This is a genomic window from Streptomyces sp. NEAU-174 (assembly GCF_052665095.1).
Map to the genome: position 1 here is coordinate 232145 of NZ_JBQTCE010000005.1, position 16919 is coordinate 249063.

The 16919-nt window shown below is 72.6% G+C and carries 15 protein-coding genes and 1 riboswitch; of the genes, 7 read left to right on the top strand and 8 right to left on the bottom strand.

The genetic code is table 11. The features are described from left to right. Window positions 1-149 precede the first annotated feature (149 nt). The 3 genes from ACT2CW_RS16725 (at window position 150) to ACT2CW_RS16735 (ending at window position 2616) form a co-directional block, all read left to right on the top strand. Window positions 150-698: a hypothetical protein gene (locus ACT2CW_RS16725; protein ID WP_445517133.1), complete on the top strand. Its 549-nt coding sequence runs from the start codon at window positions 150-152 to the stop codon at window positions 696-698. Between the two features lie 86 nt (window positions 699-784). Continuing rightward, window positions 785-1921, top strand: coding sequence for a sensor histidine kinase (locus ACT2CW_RS16730; RefSeq protein WP_445517134.1), 1137 nt, complete (start codon window positions 785-787; stop codon window positions 1919-1921). Next, on the top strand, window positions 1918-2616 hold the full coding sequence (locus ACT2CW_RS16735) for a response regulator (protein WP_445517135.1): 699 nt from the start codon (window positions 1918-1920) through the stop codon (window positions 2614-2616). Before ACT2CW_RS16730 ends, ACT2CW_RS16735 begins: the two co-directional genes overlap by 4 nt. Window positions 2617-2881: 265 nt before the next feature. On the opposite strand, the gene ACT2CW_RS16740 is transcribed toward ACT2CW_RS16735, so the two are convergent. Next, window positions 2882-3466: a CGNR zinc finger domain-containing protein gene (locus tag ACT2CW_RS16740; RefSeq protein ID WP_445517136.1), complete on the bottom strand. Its 585-nt coding sequence runs from the start codon at window positions 3464-3466 to the stop codon at window positions 2882-2884. Between the two features lie 51 nt (window positions 3467-3517). Between ACT2CW_RS16740 and ACT2CW_RS16745 the strand changes: the two genes are divergently transcribed. Together ACT2CW_RS16745 and ACT2CW_RS16750 are read left to right on the top strand one after the other, a co-directional pair. Next, complete coding sequence (locus ACT2CW_RS16745; protein ID WP_445517137.1) at window positions 3518-4963, top strand: MFS transporter; 1446 nt, start codon at window positions 3518-3520, stop codon at window positions 4961-4963. 52 nt (window positions 4964-5015) lie between these two features. Next, window positions 5016-6137 carry an epoxide hydrolase family protein gene (locus ACT2CW_RS16750; protein ID WP_445517138.1) on the top strand — a complete coding sequence of 374 codons (1122 nt, stop codon included), beginning with the start codon at window positions 5016-5018 and terminating at the stop codon, window positions 6135-6137. A gap of 385 nt (window positions 6138-6522) precedes the next feature. On the opposite strand, the gene ACT2CW_RS16755 is transcribed toward ACT2CW_RS16750, so the two are convergent. From ACT2CW_RS16755 to ACT2CW_RS16775, 5 genes are all read right to left on the bottom strand, one after another. Continuing rightward, on the bottom strand, window positions 6523-7758 hold the full coding sequence (locus ACT2CW_RS16755) for a hypothetical protein (protein ID WP_445517369.1): 1236 nt from the start codon (window positions 7756-7758) through the stop codon (window positions 6523-6525). A gap of 69 nt (window positions 7759-7827) precedes the next feature. After that, entirely contained in the window at window positions 7828-8961 is a 1134-nt protein-coding gene (locus ACT2CW_RS16760; protein WP_445517139.1) for an NlpC/P60 family protein, read from the bottom strand. Window positions 8962-9181: 220 nt separating this feature from the next. Further along, window positions 9182-10207: a C40 family peptidase gene (locus ACT2CW_RS16765; protein WP_164431991.1), complete on the bottom strand. Its 1026-nt coding sequence runs from the start codon at window positions 10205-10207 to the stop codon at window positions 9182-9184. 373 nt (window positions 10208-10580) lie between these two features. Further along, a complete protein-coding gene (locus ACT2CW_RS16770; protein ID WP_164431993.1) occupies window positions 10581-11942 on the bottom strand; it encodes an NYN domain-containing protein in 1362 nt (453 codons plus the stop codon). A gap of 17 nt (window positions 11943-11959) precedes the next feature. Then, window positions 11960-12205: a hypothetical protein gene (locus ACT2CW_RS16775; RefSeq protein WP_037949112.1), complete on the bottom strand. Its 246-nt coding sequence runs from the start codon at window positions 12203-12205 to the stop codon at window positions 11960-11962. Window positions 12206-12359: 154 nt separating this feature from the next. Here ACT2CW_RS16775 and ACT2CW_RS16780 point away from each other — a divergent pair, with 154 nt between their 5' ends. Together ACT2CW_RS16780 and ACT2CW_RS16785 are read left to right on the top strand one after the other, a co-directional pair. After that, on the top strand, window positions 12360-13112 hold the full coding sequence (locus ACT2CW_RS16780) for a rhomboid family intramembrane serine protease (protein WP_164431995.1): 753 nt from the start codon (window positions 12360-12362) through the stop codon (window positions 13110-13112). Then, a complete protein-coding gene (locus ACT2CW_RS16785; protein WP_020872014.1) occupies window positions 13109-13390 on the top strand; it encodes an Lrp/AsnC ligand binding domain-containing protein in 282 nt (93 codons plus the stop codon). Before ACT2CW_RS16780 ends, ACT2CW_RS16785 begins: the two co-directional genes overlap by 4 nt. A 593-nt stretch (window positions 13391-13983) precedes the next feature. Here the strand turns inward: ACT2CW_RS16785 and ACT2CW_RS16790 are convergent. Further along, window positions 13984-15384, bottom strand: a complete 1401-nt coding sequence (locus ACT2CW_RS16790) for an aminotransferase class V-fold PLP-dependent enzyme (RefSeq protein ID WP_445517140.1) — start codon at window positions 15382-15384, stop codon at window positions 13984-13986. A 205-nt stretch (window positions 15385-15589) separates the two neighbouring features. Beyond that, window positions 15590-15708, bottom strand: a riboswitch (SAM riboswitch). 115 nt (window positions 15709-15823) lie between these two features. Beyond that, window positions 15824-16897, bottom strand: coding sequence for an anthranilate phosphoribosyltransferase (gene trpD, locus ACT2CW_RS16795; protein ID WP_164431999.1), 1074 nt, complete (start codon window positions 16895-16897; stop codon window positions 15824-15826). Window positions 16898-16919 lie beyond the last annotated feature (22 nt).

The following is a 16919-nucleotide window of genomic DNA, read 5'->3' on the forward strand; positions in this document are numbered from 1 at the left end:
GGCGAAAGGGGGCGATCTGTTGTTCTCGTCGTCCTGCTGGAACGACTGCTGCTCCCGTGAGCCCGGGAGATCACCGGCTGACCGGACTCCACCCGTAGTTCCACCCGTGGGTCCAGGCGCGTATGGGCCCGTGCCAGCAGGCTTGAGGCATGTCAACGACTGACTGGATCACCGACATCGCCCTCCTCCTCGTCGTCTTCCGGCAGCTGCGGGAGGGCCGCCTCGACGCCAAGTCGTACGTGATCCCCCTGGGGATCGTGGCCTTCGTCGCGCACAGCTACCTGACCACCGTGCCCACGGCCGGCAACGACCTGGTGCTGATCGGCGCGCTCGTCGCCGTCGGCGCGGCCCTCGGCGTCGTGGGCGGCGTCTACACCCGTATACGCAAGGTCGGCGCGCATCTGTTCATCAAGGCGGGCGCGGTCTCCGCGGCCGTGTGGGTGCTGGGCATGGGGGCGCGGATGGGCTTCCAGCTGTGGGTCGACCACGGCGGCGCCGACGACGTGGCCCGCTTCAGCCTGGCCCACCAGATCACCACGGGGGACGCGTGGGTGGCCGCGTTCGTGCTGATGGCACTCACCGAGGTGGTCACGCGGCTGGGCACCATATTTCTCCGCGGCCGCATGGCCACCCGGGAGCTGCGGCAGCCGGCCGTGGACGGACGGGTCGCGGCGGTCGCCGCGGACCGGACGGTCTGAGTACGGGTTATCGTCGCGCCGTGTCCGCTTCCGACAATCCCCCAGCCCCCGGGCCGGCTTCCGAACGGGAGCCCGGCCCTCGGGTCGTGCTCCGGCACGACGCCTCTCTCCAGTGGGCCGTCACCCTGCTGGTCATCGTCGTCGCGGTCATCACCGTCCGGCCGGTGGGCGTCAGCGGCCGCGGCCTGGCCGTGGTCGCCCTGCTGGTGGTCAACTCGGTCGCCCTGCTGGCCAGACACCTGCCGCCCGCCTTCCCACACCGGGCCGCGCTGGTCTGGCTGACCGCCGGTGTCGTGGCGTCCGCCGGCCTGCTGGAGGTGAGCAGCAGCGGCTCCGGCTACCTCTTCGCCTACTTCCTCGTCGGCCACGCCGGCTACCGCCTCGCCCTCAAGCCGGCCCTGGCGGTCGCGGCCCTGTCCAGTCTGCTGTGCGGCGCTGTCTTCTATTTGAGGCCGTATTTCTACGTCGGCCCCGATCACCGGTTGCTCACCTGGACCTTCGGCCTCAGCACCGGCATCCCGGTGGTGGCCGGAATCCTGGGCCGCGGCAGGCAACAGGCAGTGGAGGCGAGGCTCCAGGCCGCCGAGTCCGCCGAGCGGGCCGCGCGGGCCGAGGCGCGAACGGCCGTGCTCACCGAACGCGGCCGCATCGCCCGCGACGTCCACGATGTGCTGGCGCACTCGCTGGCCGGGATCAACATGCACCTGGAGCTGGCGGACGCCTTGATGGACACCGGCGACCTGGAGAAGGTCCGCGCGGCGCACAACAAGGCGCAGAGCCTTGTCAGGGAGAGCCTGAAGCAGGCCCAGTGGACCGTGCACGCGCTGCGCGAGGACTCCCTTCCGCTGCTCGAGAGCCTGACCGCCATGATCGAGTCGTCCGGCCACCGCGAGGTGCTCACCGTCACCGGGGCCGTCCGAGAGCTGCCGGCACAGGTCACCCAGAACGTGCTGCGCATCGCGCAGGAAGCGCTGACCAACGCGGCCCGGCACGCTCCCGGGGCCGAGATCGCGGTGGAGCTGACGTTCGACGCCGCCTCGACCAGCCTTGCCGTCCGCAACGGGCCCGCGACCGGTGAGGCGACCGCGAGTGTCGGCAGTGGCATGGGACTGATAGGAATGCGCGAACGCGTCGCCCTGCTGGGCGGCACCCTCACCGCGGGTCCGCTCACCGAGGGACCGGACCGGGGCGGCTGGCAGGTGGAGGCAGTGATCCGAGGATGACGACGAACGAACCGGCCCAGGAGCCACGGAACCCGCAGGACCCGCTGACCGAGCGCTCGTTGAAGGTGATCGTCGCCGACGACCAGGCCACCGTCCGCGAGCCCTTGGCCGCGGTGCTCGACATGACCGAGGACATCGACGTCGTGGCCGCCGCCGCGGACGGTACCGAGGTGCTCGCCGCCGTGGCCGCCACACCGGTCGACGTCGTCCTGATGGACCTGCGCATGCCTGTCATGGACGGCACCGAGGCCACCCGCCGGCTGAGCGAGGAACACCCGGGAACGGCCGTGGTCGTGCTGACCACCTTCGCCGACGACGACTCGATCCTGGCCGCCCTGAGCGCCGGCGCCCGCGGCTATCTGACGAAGAACGCGGGGCGCCAGGACATCGTCCGTGCGATCCGGGCCGCCGCCGCGGGACAGTCCGTACTCAACCACGAGGTGCAGAACCGCCTCCTGGCCACCGTCCGCACGCGCCCGCCGGCCGACGCGCAGTCGCTCCCCCCGGGCCTCACCCGCCGCGAACGCGAGGTGCTCACCCTTATCGGCCAGGGCCTGCCCAACCGGGCCATCGCCGAGAAACTCTTCATCAGCGAGGCCACGGTCAAGACCCACATCAACAACCTGTTCGCCAAAGCCGGCATCCGGGACCGCGCCGACGCCGTCCGCCGCGCCATCGCGGCCGGCCTGGCATGACCGGGGTGTGACCGAGATACGCGCCAAAGGGGCAACGGGATGATCTTGAAGCCCTGATCTGCTCGGATTTACGTGCGGCGGCGTGCGGCGGGGTCGCGTTCGGCGACGTGTCGCCGAGAAGGTCAAGCTGACCGGCGCGAAGAACGGCGCGGCCCCGAGGCTTGGGCCACCCGGATTCCGTGTCAAGTCCTGCTGTGTTGCATGGGTGCCCAGGGCCGCTCGGACGAAACCCCGGAGCCGGCCTGGCAGGGTCAGGTGCCGGCGCTCAACGCGGGCTGCGCCGGCTCCGGTAGGCCGCGACGCTGGCCCGGTGTGCGCAGGTTCGGGTGCAGTACTGCTTCGAGCCGTTGCGCGAGAGGTCCACGAAAGTGGCCCGGCAGGTCGGCCCGGCACATACGCCGAGACGAGCGGGGCCGAGCGTGGCGATCACGGAGGCCAGTGCGCTGAGCGTAGTCGCGGCAAGGTGCGCCGAGCAGCGGTCGGTGTCGGAGGTCACCTCGGTCCACCAGCGGTCGTCCTCGTGGCGCAGTACCGGGGTGGCGCGGCTGCGACGCAGACCGTCGTTGATCAGAGCCGCAGCTCCGACCGCGTCCGCGTTCGCCCGTTCGAGCACCTTACGCACCGTCTCGCGCAACGCGCGGACTTCCGCCAGGTCGGCGCGGGTGAGATGCCGCGGACCGGTCCCTTGGTTCGCGGCCGAACTCGGAGGCACCGCTACGGGATGGTCGTCAAGGAAGTCCCGGAGCTGCTCCACGGTCTCGAGCGCGTCCTCTCCCTTGATCGGCCTCAAGGTGTTGGCCAGGTCGACGGCCGTCTGGACCACCCATGGGATGTGATACGCATCCCGCATTTGACGTGTCTCCTCACTGCTCCGTAATGTTACACGCAAAGGAGCTTTAGCGTGTCACAGCATACTCGGCAGGGGACGACGCCGCAGACGGTCCCGTCTGGAGGGGCCCCGGCACCGGAGCGAACCGACGCCCCGGACGGGCGTCGGCTGGGGCTGACTTTGGGGATGCTGGTGCTGCCGATGTACGTGGCACTGGGAGCGCCGTCGGTGGCCCTGCCGGCCATCGGCCGCGCACTCGCGGTGCCGTTCGGGGCCACCGCATGGATTCTCGCCGCGTGGTCGCTGACCTCCGCGCTCGCGATGCCGGTCGCGGGTCGGCTGCTGGTCCGCTGGAGCCCCTTCCAGGTCCTCGTCGCCGGGGTCGTGGCGCTCGCCGCGGGCTCCGCGCTCGCCGGGGCCGGGCCGACACTGCCCGTCGTGATCGTCGGCCGACTGATCGGCGGCGCCGGGGCGGGCGCGACCGTGATCGCCGTCTTTGCCGCGGCCACCGCCCTTCCCCGGCGGCAACGGATCCGCGCCCTGGGAATCATCGCGGCCGCCAGCGCGACGGCGTCGGGGTGCGGGACACTGTTGGGCGGGGCGGTGACCGCATGGCTCGGGTGGCGTGCCGTGCTCGCGATCCCGGTCCTCGCGCTGCCCCTCCTGCTGGCCGCATTGCCGAGTAGGCGCGCGCTGACGCGGAGCGGTAGCGGCGAGCGAAACGGCTCGACCGGGCGACTCGACATCGTCGGCGCGGCCGTGCTGTCGGTACTTGCCGGCTCCTTGATCACGTTGCTACAGGCACACTCGGTCGGCCTGCCCGCTCCGGTCACGCTCGTCCTGGCTGCCGCCGGGACGCTCGCCGCCGTGGGACTGTGGTGGCGCGTGCGAAGCACGCCCGACGGGTTCGTTCCTCGGCGGGTGATCGCATCCCGCGGCTTCCTGGCGGCCGGGCTCATCGGCGGGACCGTCTTCGCCGGCTACTACGGGGTGCTGTTCTGCGCCCCGTCCCTGATCGAGCAGGCCACGGGCGGTGGCCCCCTGGAAGCCGGCGTGCTCTTGGTCCCGGCCGCCGCCTGCTCGGTGCTGGCCGGGCGGCTGGTCGGCACCTTGACCGACCGGTTCACCGGCCGGCAGGTGTCGGCCGGGCTTGCGGCACTCACCGTCGTCGGCGTGCTCGTGGTCGCGATCTCCACCGGGCCGATCCCGATTGTCGTCGGCACGGCGTTGACCGTGTGCGGGTTCGCCGGCGCCCAAGCCGTACTGGTGAGCCTCGCGCCGGACCTGGTCGCCGCGGACGACCGCGACACCGCACAGGGCCTGCTCAACTTCATGAACGTCCTAGGTGGCGGGATCGGTCCGGCCGCTGTCGCGGGTCTGTCCGGCATCGTGCCGGTGCCGGTGGCCCTCGCCGTGCTCGCGGCACTCCCCCTGGCCGGACTCGTCCTCAGCCTGATCCGGCGCCCTACCGCCGACCGCCGCCCCGAACCCGACGCCACGCGTGGGAGCCCGCGATGACGGTCCACCTGCATCTGATCCGATAACGCCTTGACCAGGAAGGAGCCTTGCCATGTCCGCCGAGCCATTCGAGGTCCGCATCACCGAAGCCGAGATCGCGGACCTGCGGACACGATTGCGACGGACACGGTGGCCCGAGCGCGAGCCGGTGGACGACTGGTCACAGGGTTTGCCGCTGGCGTATGCGCAGGAGCTGTGCCGCAGCTGGGCCGAGGACTACGACTTCGGGTTCGCCGAGCGGCTGAACGTGTTCCCGCAGTACCGCGACACGATCGACGGGCTGGGCATCCACTTCCTGCACGTCCGCTCGCCGGAGCCGGACGCGTTCCCGCTCGTGCTCACGCACGGGTGGCCGGGTTCGGTGCTCGAGTTCCTGGAGGTCCTCGGCCCGCTGACCGACCCGCGCGCGCACGGCGGTGACCCGGCGGACGCGTTCCACGTGGTCGCGCCGTCGTTGCCCGGGTACGGCTGGAGTGACAAGCCGTCGACGACCGGGTGGGGCATCACTCGCACCGCGCGCGCCTGGGACACGTTGATGGTCTCGCTGGGTTACGAACGGTACGGCGCGCAGGGCGGTGACTGGGGTTCGGCGGTGTCCGCGGCGCTGGGCGAGGTGGCGCCCGAGCGGGTCGCCGGCGTGCACCTGAACCTGGGATCCGTGGCGGCGGGCACGTTCGACGACCCGACGCCCGCGGAGCTGGCGAATCTCGAGGCCGAGAAGGAGATGCAGCGCACCGGCCGGGGGTACTCGGCGATCCAGGCGACCCGACCGCAGACGCTCGGCTACGGCCTCACCGACTCCCCGGCGGGGCAGGCCGCCTGGATCGCCGAGAAGTTCTGGGCGTGGACGGACAACGACGGCCATCCCGAGGACGCGTTGTCGCGGCAGACGATCCTCAACGAGATCTCGGTCTATTGGTTCACCGCGTCGGCCACGTCGTCGGCGCGCCTGTACTGGGAGAGCTTCGCCAACTTCCGGGACAAGGTGACCGCGCCATCCGGGCTGTCGGTCTACCCGCGCGACATAACCCGCCCGTCGAGGCGGGAGGCCGAGCTGCGGTTCACCGACCTGCGCTGGTTCGAGGAGCTGCCGCATGGTGGCCACTTCGCCGCGCTGGAGCAGCCGGAGTCGCTGGTCGAGCAGGTGCGCGGGTTCTTCCGCCTGTTCCGCTGACTGTCCGTGCCACCTCCTGGGAAGCCCGCGCCCAGGGGATGGCCCTGTCCGTCCCCCGGGTTACCGGCAAAACGACGGCCGCGCTCGGCGAGTTTGTTGAGGTAGGTGTCCATGTGGGTGCCGTCCGCGGCGGCCGTGGAGCACGTCGCCCCATGCCTGGGAGATGTCCAGGCGGGCATGCGCGTTGACCAGGTCGGCGATGGCCTCGTTCAGCGTCGGGATGGAGAAGTGCCGGTTCGCGGCCCTCGGCATCGTGCCCTCCGGCAGGTCCGCCGCGCTCAACCCTTCAAGATCATCCCGTGGCGGGTTTCTGGCGTATCTGGGTCACGCCCCGTACAGGCCCGGAGCCGGGCTCAGCCCGGTCGCCACGCACCGGGCACCGCGTTCAGCTCAGCTCGCCCGCCACGTACTTCCGCCACCGCGCCGTGAACTCCCCCATGCTCACCCCGAGCACCTTCCGCAGCGCCGACTCCACCGCCCCCGAGCGCTCGTGCGCCCGGCCCACCGCGCGGTAGAAGTCGACCAGCTTCCTCTCGCCCCATGTGTCGGCGATCAGGCGGCAGGCCAGCCAGCCCTGTTCATAGGCGCGGGAGAGGCGGTCGGGGTCGCTGCCGAAGCGGAAGTCGTCGTCGCGCGGGAGCGCGCTGGGCAGGTGCCCGGCGGTGACGGCGTCGGTGAGTTCGGGGGCGATCTGGCGGGGGGTGCGGCCCGGGGTGCGGTAGCCCACCCAGTCGGCGAAGCCCTCGGAGAGCCAGAGCGGGGTGGCGGCGCTGGTGGCGGTGCGGGTGGCCACATGGGCCGTCTCATGGGTGATCACGACGCGCCGGCCGAAGTCGCCGAGGACCTGGTACGCCTCGGGGTTGACGATCACGCGGTCGGCGGGCGTCTCGTCACCGGCCCCGCCGACCTCGCCCGTGGTGACGGCGGCGATCCCCCGGTAGCCGTCCGCCGAGGCGCCGAGCAGGGCGGCCATCCGGCCCAGGGAGGCGGGGACCTCGACCACGACGCGCCCGGCCCACGCATGCGGCCAGACCTGGCCCAGGACGGGCACCGCCCGGTCCGCGGTGTCGGCGACCGCGCGCAGCACCCGCCGGTCCTGCCCGACGCCGAGGACGAGGCTGTGGGCGCCGCGCACGACGTCGACCGTGCCCTGGTCCCACAGCTGCTCCATACCGCGCTTGCCGTCGACCACACCGTCGTCGGAGGCCACGTACCACTGCCCGCCGCGCCGGGCGAGGGTGAGGTACTGGGCGGAGACGACCGGCGCGGTGTCGTACCCCTTCAGCCGGTACCGGAGTTCGACCTGGGCGGCGAGGCTGCGGCCGCCGACCCGCGCGGGGGTGAAGCCGCCGGTGCGCACCAGGCGGTAGGTCCAGGAGCGCAGCGGTACGGCGGACATCTGCCGGAACACCCGCCGCTGCTCGGCCAGATAGCCGGCCGAGCCGCGGTCGACGGTGGCGAGGAAGGCGTCCGCGTCCCGCTCCCGGACCGCGGCCGCCCGCTGGTCCAGCATGCGCTGCACGGCCCGGCCGTCGCGCCCCTCGGGGTCGTCGGGCGCGGGGACGGGCCCGCAGCCGCACAGCGCGGTCAGGGAGAACGCGCCCACCAGGGGCAGGCACAGCAGCGCCCGCCATCCGCCCGTTCTCCACCGACCCGCCACGCTTAGATCGTACGAGCCCGCGCGCCGGCTTCAGACGCGTGTGATGGAAGAGATCGGCAACATGCCCACGGGGTCGTAGCGGACCCGCGCCCCGGGGTAAGGGGCGTGGATCACCTGCCCGTTGCCCGCGTACATGGCCACATGGCTGGCGTCGGAGCGGTAGACCACCAGATCGCCGGGGCGGGCCTGGGACAGCGGCACCGGCTGCCCGGCGTGCGCCTGGGCCTGTGAGGTGCGCGGAATGGCCACCCCGGCGTGCGCGTAGGCCCATTGCATGAGCCCGGAGCAGTCGAAGGCGGTGGGACCGGCCTGGCCCCATGCGTACGGCAGCCCCAGGGCCGCCCGTGCCGCGCCGAACGCGGCGGCGGCACGCCCCGAGGACGGTACGCCCGCGAGGCCGCCCGGGAGCTCCCCTGAGCCGTAACCGGAATCGGAACCGGAAGGGGAGCGACCGCCGGGAAGGGCGCCCGGCACCAGCCCGGCGAGGGCGCCTGGCTCCCGTCCGCCCGCCCGCGAGGCGCGGCGCGCGTAGCTCTCCCACTCCCCCGGCGGCAGCGCGTTCACCAGCCGCCGCGCCGTGGCCAGCCGGCGCTGGACCGTCCGCTTGTGGCGGGCCACCTCCTTACGGCTGTGCTCCAGCTTCACCAGCTTGGCCGCGGCCTCCGCGCGCTCCTGCCGCAGCGTCCGCTGGGCGCTCTGGAGCACCCGCAGCCGCGCGGTCTGACGGCTGGTGATCCGGTCCAGGGTGGCGGCCCGGTCGAGGTACTGGGCCGGGTCCCCGGACAGCAGCAGGGCGAGACCCGGGTCGATCCCTCCGGTGCGGTACTGCCCGCCCGCGAGTGCGCCGAGCGCCGTCCGCATCCGGTTGACCCGCCCCTGGCCGCGGGCGACCCGGTCCTGGATCCGGCCGACCTGGCGGCGCAGGGCCCGGGCGCGCGTCTCCGCCGCGTTGTAGCGCTCGGTGGCCCGCTCGGCCTGGGCGTAGAGCGTGGCGATCCGGTCGCCGGCGGACCGGGCGGACGGACGGCCCGCCGGGTCGTGCGGCTCGGCACCGGCCGGCACGGCGGACAGCGCGGCGGCGGAGGCCACCGCGGCCGCCGAGGCGGCGCTCCATACGGTGGCCCGGCCGGACCGGGGTTTCGCGACGCGGCGACAGGACGCCATGGGAAGCCGCACTCCCTTCCGCAGTGTCGGGCTGAGAACTGCGGGCAGACAGTAGCCGTGGCGCCACCCACGGTCCAACGGCCGTGTAGTGCGGGCACACTGACGCCCCGCCGACTGACGCAGGTCACCGGCGGGGCGGGGGATCAGCGAGGGCGCTGGAGATTCGCCCGAAAGGATTGCGGTTGAGGCGGTTTGAAACCTGGTTCGCAGGACTTCCGGATCAGACCCGGACGCCGAACTGGAACGGCATGTTGTCCATCGACTCGTAGCGCACACCGGCACCGGGCTTGGGCGCGTGCAGCACCTGGCCGCCGCCCGCGTAGAGGCCTATGTGGTGCAGGTCGCCGTAGAAGAGCACCAGGTCGCCCGGCTTGAGCTCACCGCGGCTGATGCGGGTGCCGGCGTTCGCCTGGTCCTGGGAGATGCGCGGCAGCTGCACCCCGGCCTGCTGGTAGGCCCAGCCGGTGAGTCCGGAGCAGTCGAAGGAGGACGGACCGGTCGCGCCCCAGACGTACGGGGAGCCGATCTTCGTCTTGGCGGCGGCGAGCGCGGCGGCGGCACGCCCCGACTCGGGCACCTCATTGCCGAGGTCGACGCGCTCGCTGGAGCGGTTGGCGCGCTCGGCATCCTGGGCCGCCAGCTTGGCGCGCTCCTTGGCGGTCAGGGTGTTGAGGAGGTTCCGGGCCTTGGACAGCTTGCCCTGGATCTCGTCCTTCTTCTTGCCGAGCGCCTTACGGGTGTCGGCGAGGTCCTGGAGCTTGGTGGACGCCTCCTCGCGCTGCTGCTTGAGGGTGCGCTGCTTGTCGGCGATCTTCCGCAGGGACTCGGCCTGCTTGCCGCTCAGCTGGCTGAGGGTGGACGCCTTCTCGAGGTAGGTGTCCGGGTCGGAGGAGAGGAGCAGCTGCACCGAGGGGTCGATCCCGCCGGAGCGGTACTGCGCGGTGGCCATCGAACCCAGGCCGTTGCGCAGCTTGTTCAGGTCCTCCTGGCCGCGCGCCACCTTGTCCTGGAGATCGCCGACCTGCTTCTCCAGCTTCTGCTGCTTCTCCTTGGCGCCGTTGTACTTCTCGGTCGCCTGCTCCGCCTCTTCGTAGAGCTTGTCGACCTGCTCCTTGACGTCCTTCTTGTCCTGCTTCGGAGCGGCCTGGGCGGCCTGGGACGTGAGAGCGACGGCCGCGGCCGCGGTCGCGGTGAGGACGGTTACCCGAGTGCGGCTCGGCTGCTTGGGTCGACGGTGGGACGCCACGAAGGCGAGCTCCTTCTTCCTCCAGCCGCCTACCGGGAGTTGGGGGGTTGTAAGGCCCCGGCTCCGCGACAGGGCGCGGACTCGGCGGTACCTCCGCTGTCACCCCGGATGAGTGATCGACCGCGCGAAGGTTCGAGCTGACCATAGTGACCCCGCCGTGATCCGTTCAAATCCCGACGGCAAAAAAGTCGGTCCGCGGGGGCATATTTTACAAATATCGCACGGGCAGTGATGGCCGATGACGCTCCGCTGACATCACAAGTGCCCCGAGTCAGACTTGTGAAGCCATTCGCAGTGATTCGGGCAGCTCGGCCTTGGAATGGAGAAACGGGGCAACCGGGGCACGGGGACGGATGATTCGGCCCACGACGGCTCAGGAACGGGCGAGTCGCTTCAGCAGCAACGCCGATGCCACGGGGCGCGCTCCGGCGCGTGCCACCCCGTCGGCCACCTCGCGGTCGGTGGACACCACCACCACCGGACGGCCCGGCGGCTCGGCCCGCACCAGCTGCCGGATCAACTCGTCGGCCGTCACACCCGGCTTGCTGAACAGCACCCGCACCCCGCGCGGCGGCGCGAGCAGCACCGGAGCGGCCAGCTCCGCCCCGTCGAAGACACAGGTCATCTCCGCGCCCGTCTGGGCCGCGAGCACCGCGAGACCGCCCAGCAGCCGCAGCCGCTGCTTCTCCAACGGCATGGTGGGATAGCCGGTCTTGGTGACGTTGTAGCCGTCCACCACCAGATGCGCCTGCGGCAGCGCGAGCAGCTGGTCCAGCAGCGCCGGATCCATCTCCGACAGCGCCCTGGTCGCTATATCCTTCGGCGTCATCTTCCCCGGCTCCACGGCGTCCACCGTGTCCGCCGGGCGCATCGACGCGGGCGGCAGGGCCAGTTCGCGCCGCAGCCCCTGCGCCGCGTCCAGCACCGTGTCCAGCAGCAGCCGCAGCCGCATGTCCTCCACGCTGCGGCCCTCACGCACCGCCCGCCGGCTGGCCTCCAGCGCCGACTCCGCCTCCGCGAGCCGGGCCCGCAGCCGCCGTGCCTCGCTGTCCGCGGTGGCCTGACGGGCCGCCGCCTCCGACCGTACGGACTCCAGCTCCGCCTCGACCTTGCGCAGCGCGGCGGCGCCCCGCTTCACATCGCTCTGCGCGCTGCGCAGCTTGCGCTGGAGCACGTCGTTCTCCTTGCGGGCCGACTCCAGCTCGGTGCGCGTCCGCTCCGTCTCGTGCCGGGTGGCCGCCTTGGCCTCGGCGAGCTCCTCGCGCAGCCGCTGGAGCTCGCGCGCCGCCTCCTCACCGGCCCGTTCGGCGGAGGCTCGCTGGGCCTCCTCGCCCGCCGCCTCGACCAGCTTGACCCAGCCCACCGGGCGCAGCACATACGCCACCGCCGCGACATCCACCGGATCGGCGGCGGCGGGCGGCGAACCGCCCTCGATCGCCTCGGCCAGCTCCCGCTGGGTCTCCCGCAGCCGTCCCGCGATCCGCTGCCGGAAGACGGGGTCGCTCTCCACCGCGGCGGCCATCGCGTTGCCCGCGAACTTGGCGCGGCGGGTCGGGGTGAAACGGGCGTACTGCCGCAGCTGGGTGGGCAGCTCGGTGACCGTCAGCCCGCCGAAGGCATCCGCGACCAGCGCCACCACGCGCCGTCGCACCCCTTCCGGCAGGGGGCGGTCCAGCGCCTCGGGGACGCCCTCGGCGTCACCGGCCGCCCCGGGGTCACCGGTCCGCTCCACCACCTGTCACCGCTCCGTTCTCAGGCGCTCTGGCCGGTGCTCGGACGATCCACGAGTTCGACCTGGTCGACCGCGTTGCACCAGCGACAACGCACTGACTCAATGGTCTCACCGAGCACCTCGCGTTCCTCGACTCTGGGTTCCCCCGCCAAGTCGAGATGCACATACTCCACGGCCCTGGTCGAGCGGGTCACATCGAACCGGGTGAGATTGCCGCACAGTGTGCAACGCCAGCGGGTCTGGGCGGTCGGCAGGGGCACGGCCATGGTTGCGGTTCCTCGCTTGTCGGCTCGTCGGCGGCGTCCTGTAACCCTACGGCCTGAGCCCTGGCCCGTGCCGGGCCCGTCCGGCCCCCCATGACCCGGCGGAGCGCGGCGAGGCGCTCTGTGGAGGTTGTGCCCGGTACGGAATGATCTGCCCATGATCGAGACGTCGTCGGGGCGCCGCCGCCCCTGGATGGCGGGGCCCGGCCGCCCCTGGATGACGTACGGCCTGATCGTCAGCTGCTGCCTGATCTTCGTCCTCGGACCGGCCTCGGGGCTCAACCCCGGCTATGGCTCGGGCGGGCGGCTGATGGAGGCCCAGTCCACGTACTTCGAGCGCTGGGGGGTGGTGCCCACCGCGCTGTGGAGCGGCGACCCCGATCAGCCGCTCGCCCCGCTGACCGCGCTGTTCGTGCACGGCAACTGGCTGCATCTGCTCGGCAACATGCTGTTCCTCTATGTCTTCGGGGCGATGACCGAGGAGCGGATGGGCCGTTTCCAGTTCGCCGTCTTCTACCTCGCCACCGGCTATCTGGCGCTGCTCGGCTACGCCGCCGCGCACGCCGACTCCGCCCAGTCCCTGGTGGGCGCCTCCGGGGCCATCTCCGGAGTGCTCGGCGCCTTTCTGTGGCTGTTCCCCCGGGCCCGGGTGACCAGCCTCTTCCCCTTCCTGCTCTTCCTCCCGCTGCGGTTTCCCGCCTGGGCGGTGCTGATCTTCTGGGTGGCCCTCCAGTGGCTGGCCGCCCGGCAGGCCGACGACCGCCCCGGCGTGGCCTATCTCGCCCATCTCGTGGGCTTCACGCTCGGGTTTCTCTACGCGTGGGCCCGGTTCGGGCGGACGGCTAGAGTGGGCGGCGCAGCCAGGCCCAGTGAGGCAGCCAGGCCCAGTGAGGGAGAAAGCCAGCCGTGATCACTTCGATCGTGCTCATCAAGACCAACGTGGACCAGATCCCGGAGACCGCCGAGAAGATCGCCGCGCTGGAGGGTGTGAGCGAGGTCTACTCGGTCACCGGCGCGCACGATCTGATCGCGATGGTGCGGGTGGCGCGGCACGACGACCTCGCGGACATCATCACGGGCCAGATCAGCAAGCTCCCGGGGGTCGCCTCGACCGAGACCCACATCGCCTTCCGGACGTACTCGCAGCACGACTTGGAGGCGGCGTTCGCGATCGGGTTGGACGGCTGAGGGTGGCGTCCGGCGGCGCGTAACGCCTGCGGCGGGCTGCTCCCCTCCCCGCCCCTTCCCACAACTGGGGCTCCGCCCCAGCCCCCGGCCGGACAGCCCGCAAGCGCGGACACCCGCGCCGACGAACCGACCGCGATCAGCCCGCCGGTGCGGGCATCCACGACAGTGACGGCGCCCCCTCACCCACCGCGGAAACCGGGGCCCCGGCCGGGCGACGCGGAAGCGCGCAGGCGCCCGCGCCGAGGAACCGACCACGGTCAGCCCACCGCCGCCGACACCCACGACAGCGACGACCGCCCCCTCACCCCCGGGGAAACCAGGGCTCCGCCACAGGACCCGGCCGGGCGACGCGGATGCCCGCCACGTAGGCGCGCAGACGCGGTCGGCCCGCCGGGGCGGGCAATCGCGCCCTCGCCTCCCGCCCGCGGGCACCCTGGTGCCCTGCCCTCACAGGGCGGTCAGCTGATCGTGGGGTCCAGGGGCGGAGCCCCTGGTTGTGGGAAGGGGCGGGGAGGGGAAAGATCCGCCGGGCACCCCGCTGGGCCCGGCGCTCCCGAACTCTTGGCCCAGGGGCCCACGAGGCCCGTTGGGCCTCAGCCGCGGTCCGGGACGCAGCGGCCCTCCTCCGTGCGGTAGCTCCACCGGGCGCCGTCGCGCACCAGCTCCTTCACGGCACCCACGAACCGCTCCACATGCTCATCCGGCGTGCCCGCCCCGAAGCTGACCCGGATCGCGTTCAGCGACCGCTCCCCCGGCGCGGCCTCCGGCGCGCCGCACTCGCCCGGCTCGTCGGGCTCACTGTCCAGCAGGGTGCGGACCAGCGGATGGGCGCAGAACAGACCGTCGCGTACGCCGATGCCGTACTCCGCGGAGAGCGCCGCCGCGAAGTGGGAGCTGTTCCAGCCCTCCACCACGAACGACAGCACACCGACCCGGGGCGCGTCGTCGCCGAACAGCGAGAGCACCCGCACCTCGGGCACCTCGGCCAGCCCCGCCCGCACCTTCTCGATCAGCTGCCGCTCACGGGCGACCAGGCCCTCGAAACCGGCCTCGGTCAGCGCCTTGCACGCCGACGCGATCGCGTAGACCCCGATGACGTTCGGCGAGCCCGCCTCGTGCCGGGCGGCGGTGGTGTGCCACTCGACGTCGACGCCGCCGTCCTCCCTGCGCGTGACCTTACGGCTGGCGCCGCCGCCCGCCAGATACGGCCGGGCCTCCCGCAGCCAGTCCGCCCGCCCGGCCAGCACCCCGGCCCCGAAGGGCGCGTACAGCTTGTGCCCGGAGAAGGCCACCCAGTCCACGTCCGCCTCCGCGATGTCCACGGGGTGGTGCGGGGCCAGCTGCGCGGCGTCCAGGACGATACGGGCGCCGTGGGCGTGCGCGGCCGCGGCCAGCTCCCGCACCGGCCACAGCTCACCGGTCACATTGGACGCGCCGGTCACGCACACCAGCGCCGGGCCCCCGGCACGCCCCGCGAGCGCCTTCTCCAGCGTCTCCACCGCCTGCCGCGGGGAGCGCGGGGCGCTCAGGTAGCGGACGGTGACGTCCTCCCGCTGCTCCCACGGCAGCAGCGAGGCGTGGTGCTCGGTCTCGAAGACGAAGACCTCGGTGCCCCGGGGCGCCACGGCGGCCAGGAGGTTGAGCGAATCGGTGGTGGAGCGGGTGAAGACGACCTGGTCGTCCTCGCGGCAGCCCAGGAAGGCGGCGACGTCCTTACGGCTGTTCTCGAAGAGGTCGGTGGACAACTGCGAGAGGTAGCCCGCCCCGCGGTGCACGCTGCCGTAGTACGGCGCGTAGGCGGCGATGTCGTCCCAGACCCGCCGCAGCGCGGGGGCGCTGGCGGCGTAGTCGAGCGCCGCGTAGGTCACCTCACCGCCGGTGACCAGGGGCACCAGGACATCGCTGCCCAGCACGGGCAGCGGCTCACAGGCGGCGACAGCGGAGGTGGTGGCAGTAGCGGTGGCGGTGGTGGTGGCAGCAGGGCGCGCGGACATGGCGAAGTCTCCCGAAGGGGTCGGATGAATGCGTGACGCGCCGGAAACGGCGGCGGCGACGAGCCGGCCGTAAGGGCGCGGAAAATCGCTCGACGCACGGCCGTACCGCGCGGAGCGCACTGAGGAGAGACGGGGCCGCTCGGCCCTAACGCATTCGCTGCATCACGGAAGAACTCCCTCGACCACCAGGACCCCTAGTGCGAGGGGTCCGCGCTTGCCGCCGGCCTCGCTGCCTGGCGGCCTGGTCATCACCCGGGGCACCCCGCCACGGACGGAGGGTTGCCGGACAGCGGGCCGGGGCCGTAGTCGCTGTCGCTCGTGACCTGGGCAGGAGTATGCCATGTCGGACGCCGGCGCCCATGCCCTGTCCACATCCCGGACAGAACATGGGCGCCGTAAGAGAGCAGCCCGCCGCAGGCGCCAAGGCCCGCCGGACCCCCTACGCGTGGGTGGCCCGGACCCACCGCTCCAGGACGTCACGCGCCGCCCCCGAGTCGATCGACTCGGCGGCCCGCGCCACACCCGCCCCGATCCGGTCCGTCAGCGGCTTGTCCCCCGGCTCCCGCTCGAGCGCCACCAGCGCCGCCGCCGAGTTCAGCAGCACCGCGTCCCGGACCGGGCCCCGCTCGCCCGCCAGCAGCCGGCGGGCCACATCGGCGTTGTACGAGGCGTCCGCGCCCCGCAGGGCCTCCACGGGGGCCCGCTCGACGCCCACGTCCCGGGGGTCGAAGGTCTCCTGGCGCACGGCGCCGTCCCGGACCTCCCACACCTGGGAGGTCGTGGTCACCGTGAGCTCGTCCAGCCCGTCGTCGCCCCGGACGACCAGCGCGGAGGAGCCGCGCTCGGCCAGCACCCCGGCGATGATGGGCGCCATACGGGCGTCGGCGACCCCGGTCGCCTGGGAGGTGACCTTCGCCGGGTTGGTCAGCGGGCCGAGCAGGTTGAACGGGGTGGCGACGCCCAGCTCGCGGCGGGCCGAGGCGACATGCCGCAGCGACGGGTGGAACTTCACCGCGAAGCAGAAGGTGATCCCCGCCTCCTCGGCGACCTCGACCACCCGCTCGGGGGTGATGTCCAGATTGACGCCGAGCTTCTCCAGCACGTCGGAGGCGCCGCTGGCGGAGGACGCGGCGCGGTTGCCGTGCTTGACCACCCGCGCGCCGGTACCGGCGACGACCAGCGCGGACATGGTGGAGATGTTGACGGTCCTGGCGCGATCGCCGCCGGTGCCCACGATGTCCACGGTCGCCCCCGGCACCTCGATCACCCGGGCGTGCTCGTACATGGCCCGCACCAGACCGGCCACCTCGGAGACCGTCTCGCCCTTGGCGCGCAGCGCGATCGCGAACCCGGCGATCTGGGCGTCGGTGGCCTCGCCCCGCATGATCCGGTCCATGGCCCAGGCGGTGTCCTCGGCATCGAGGTCCCGGCCGGCGATCAGCGAGCTCAGTACGTCCGGCCAGGTGCGGGCCGTCGCGGTGCTGTCGCCTCCGGCGGGGGTCACAACGTCCATGGTCCGCTCCTGGATCCGTGGG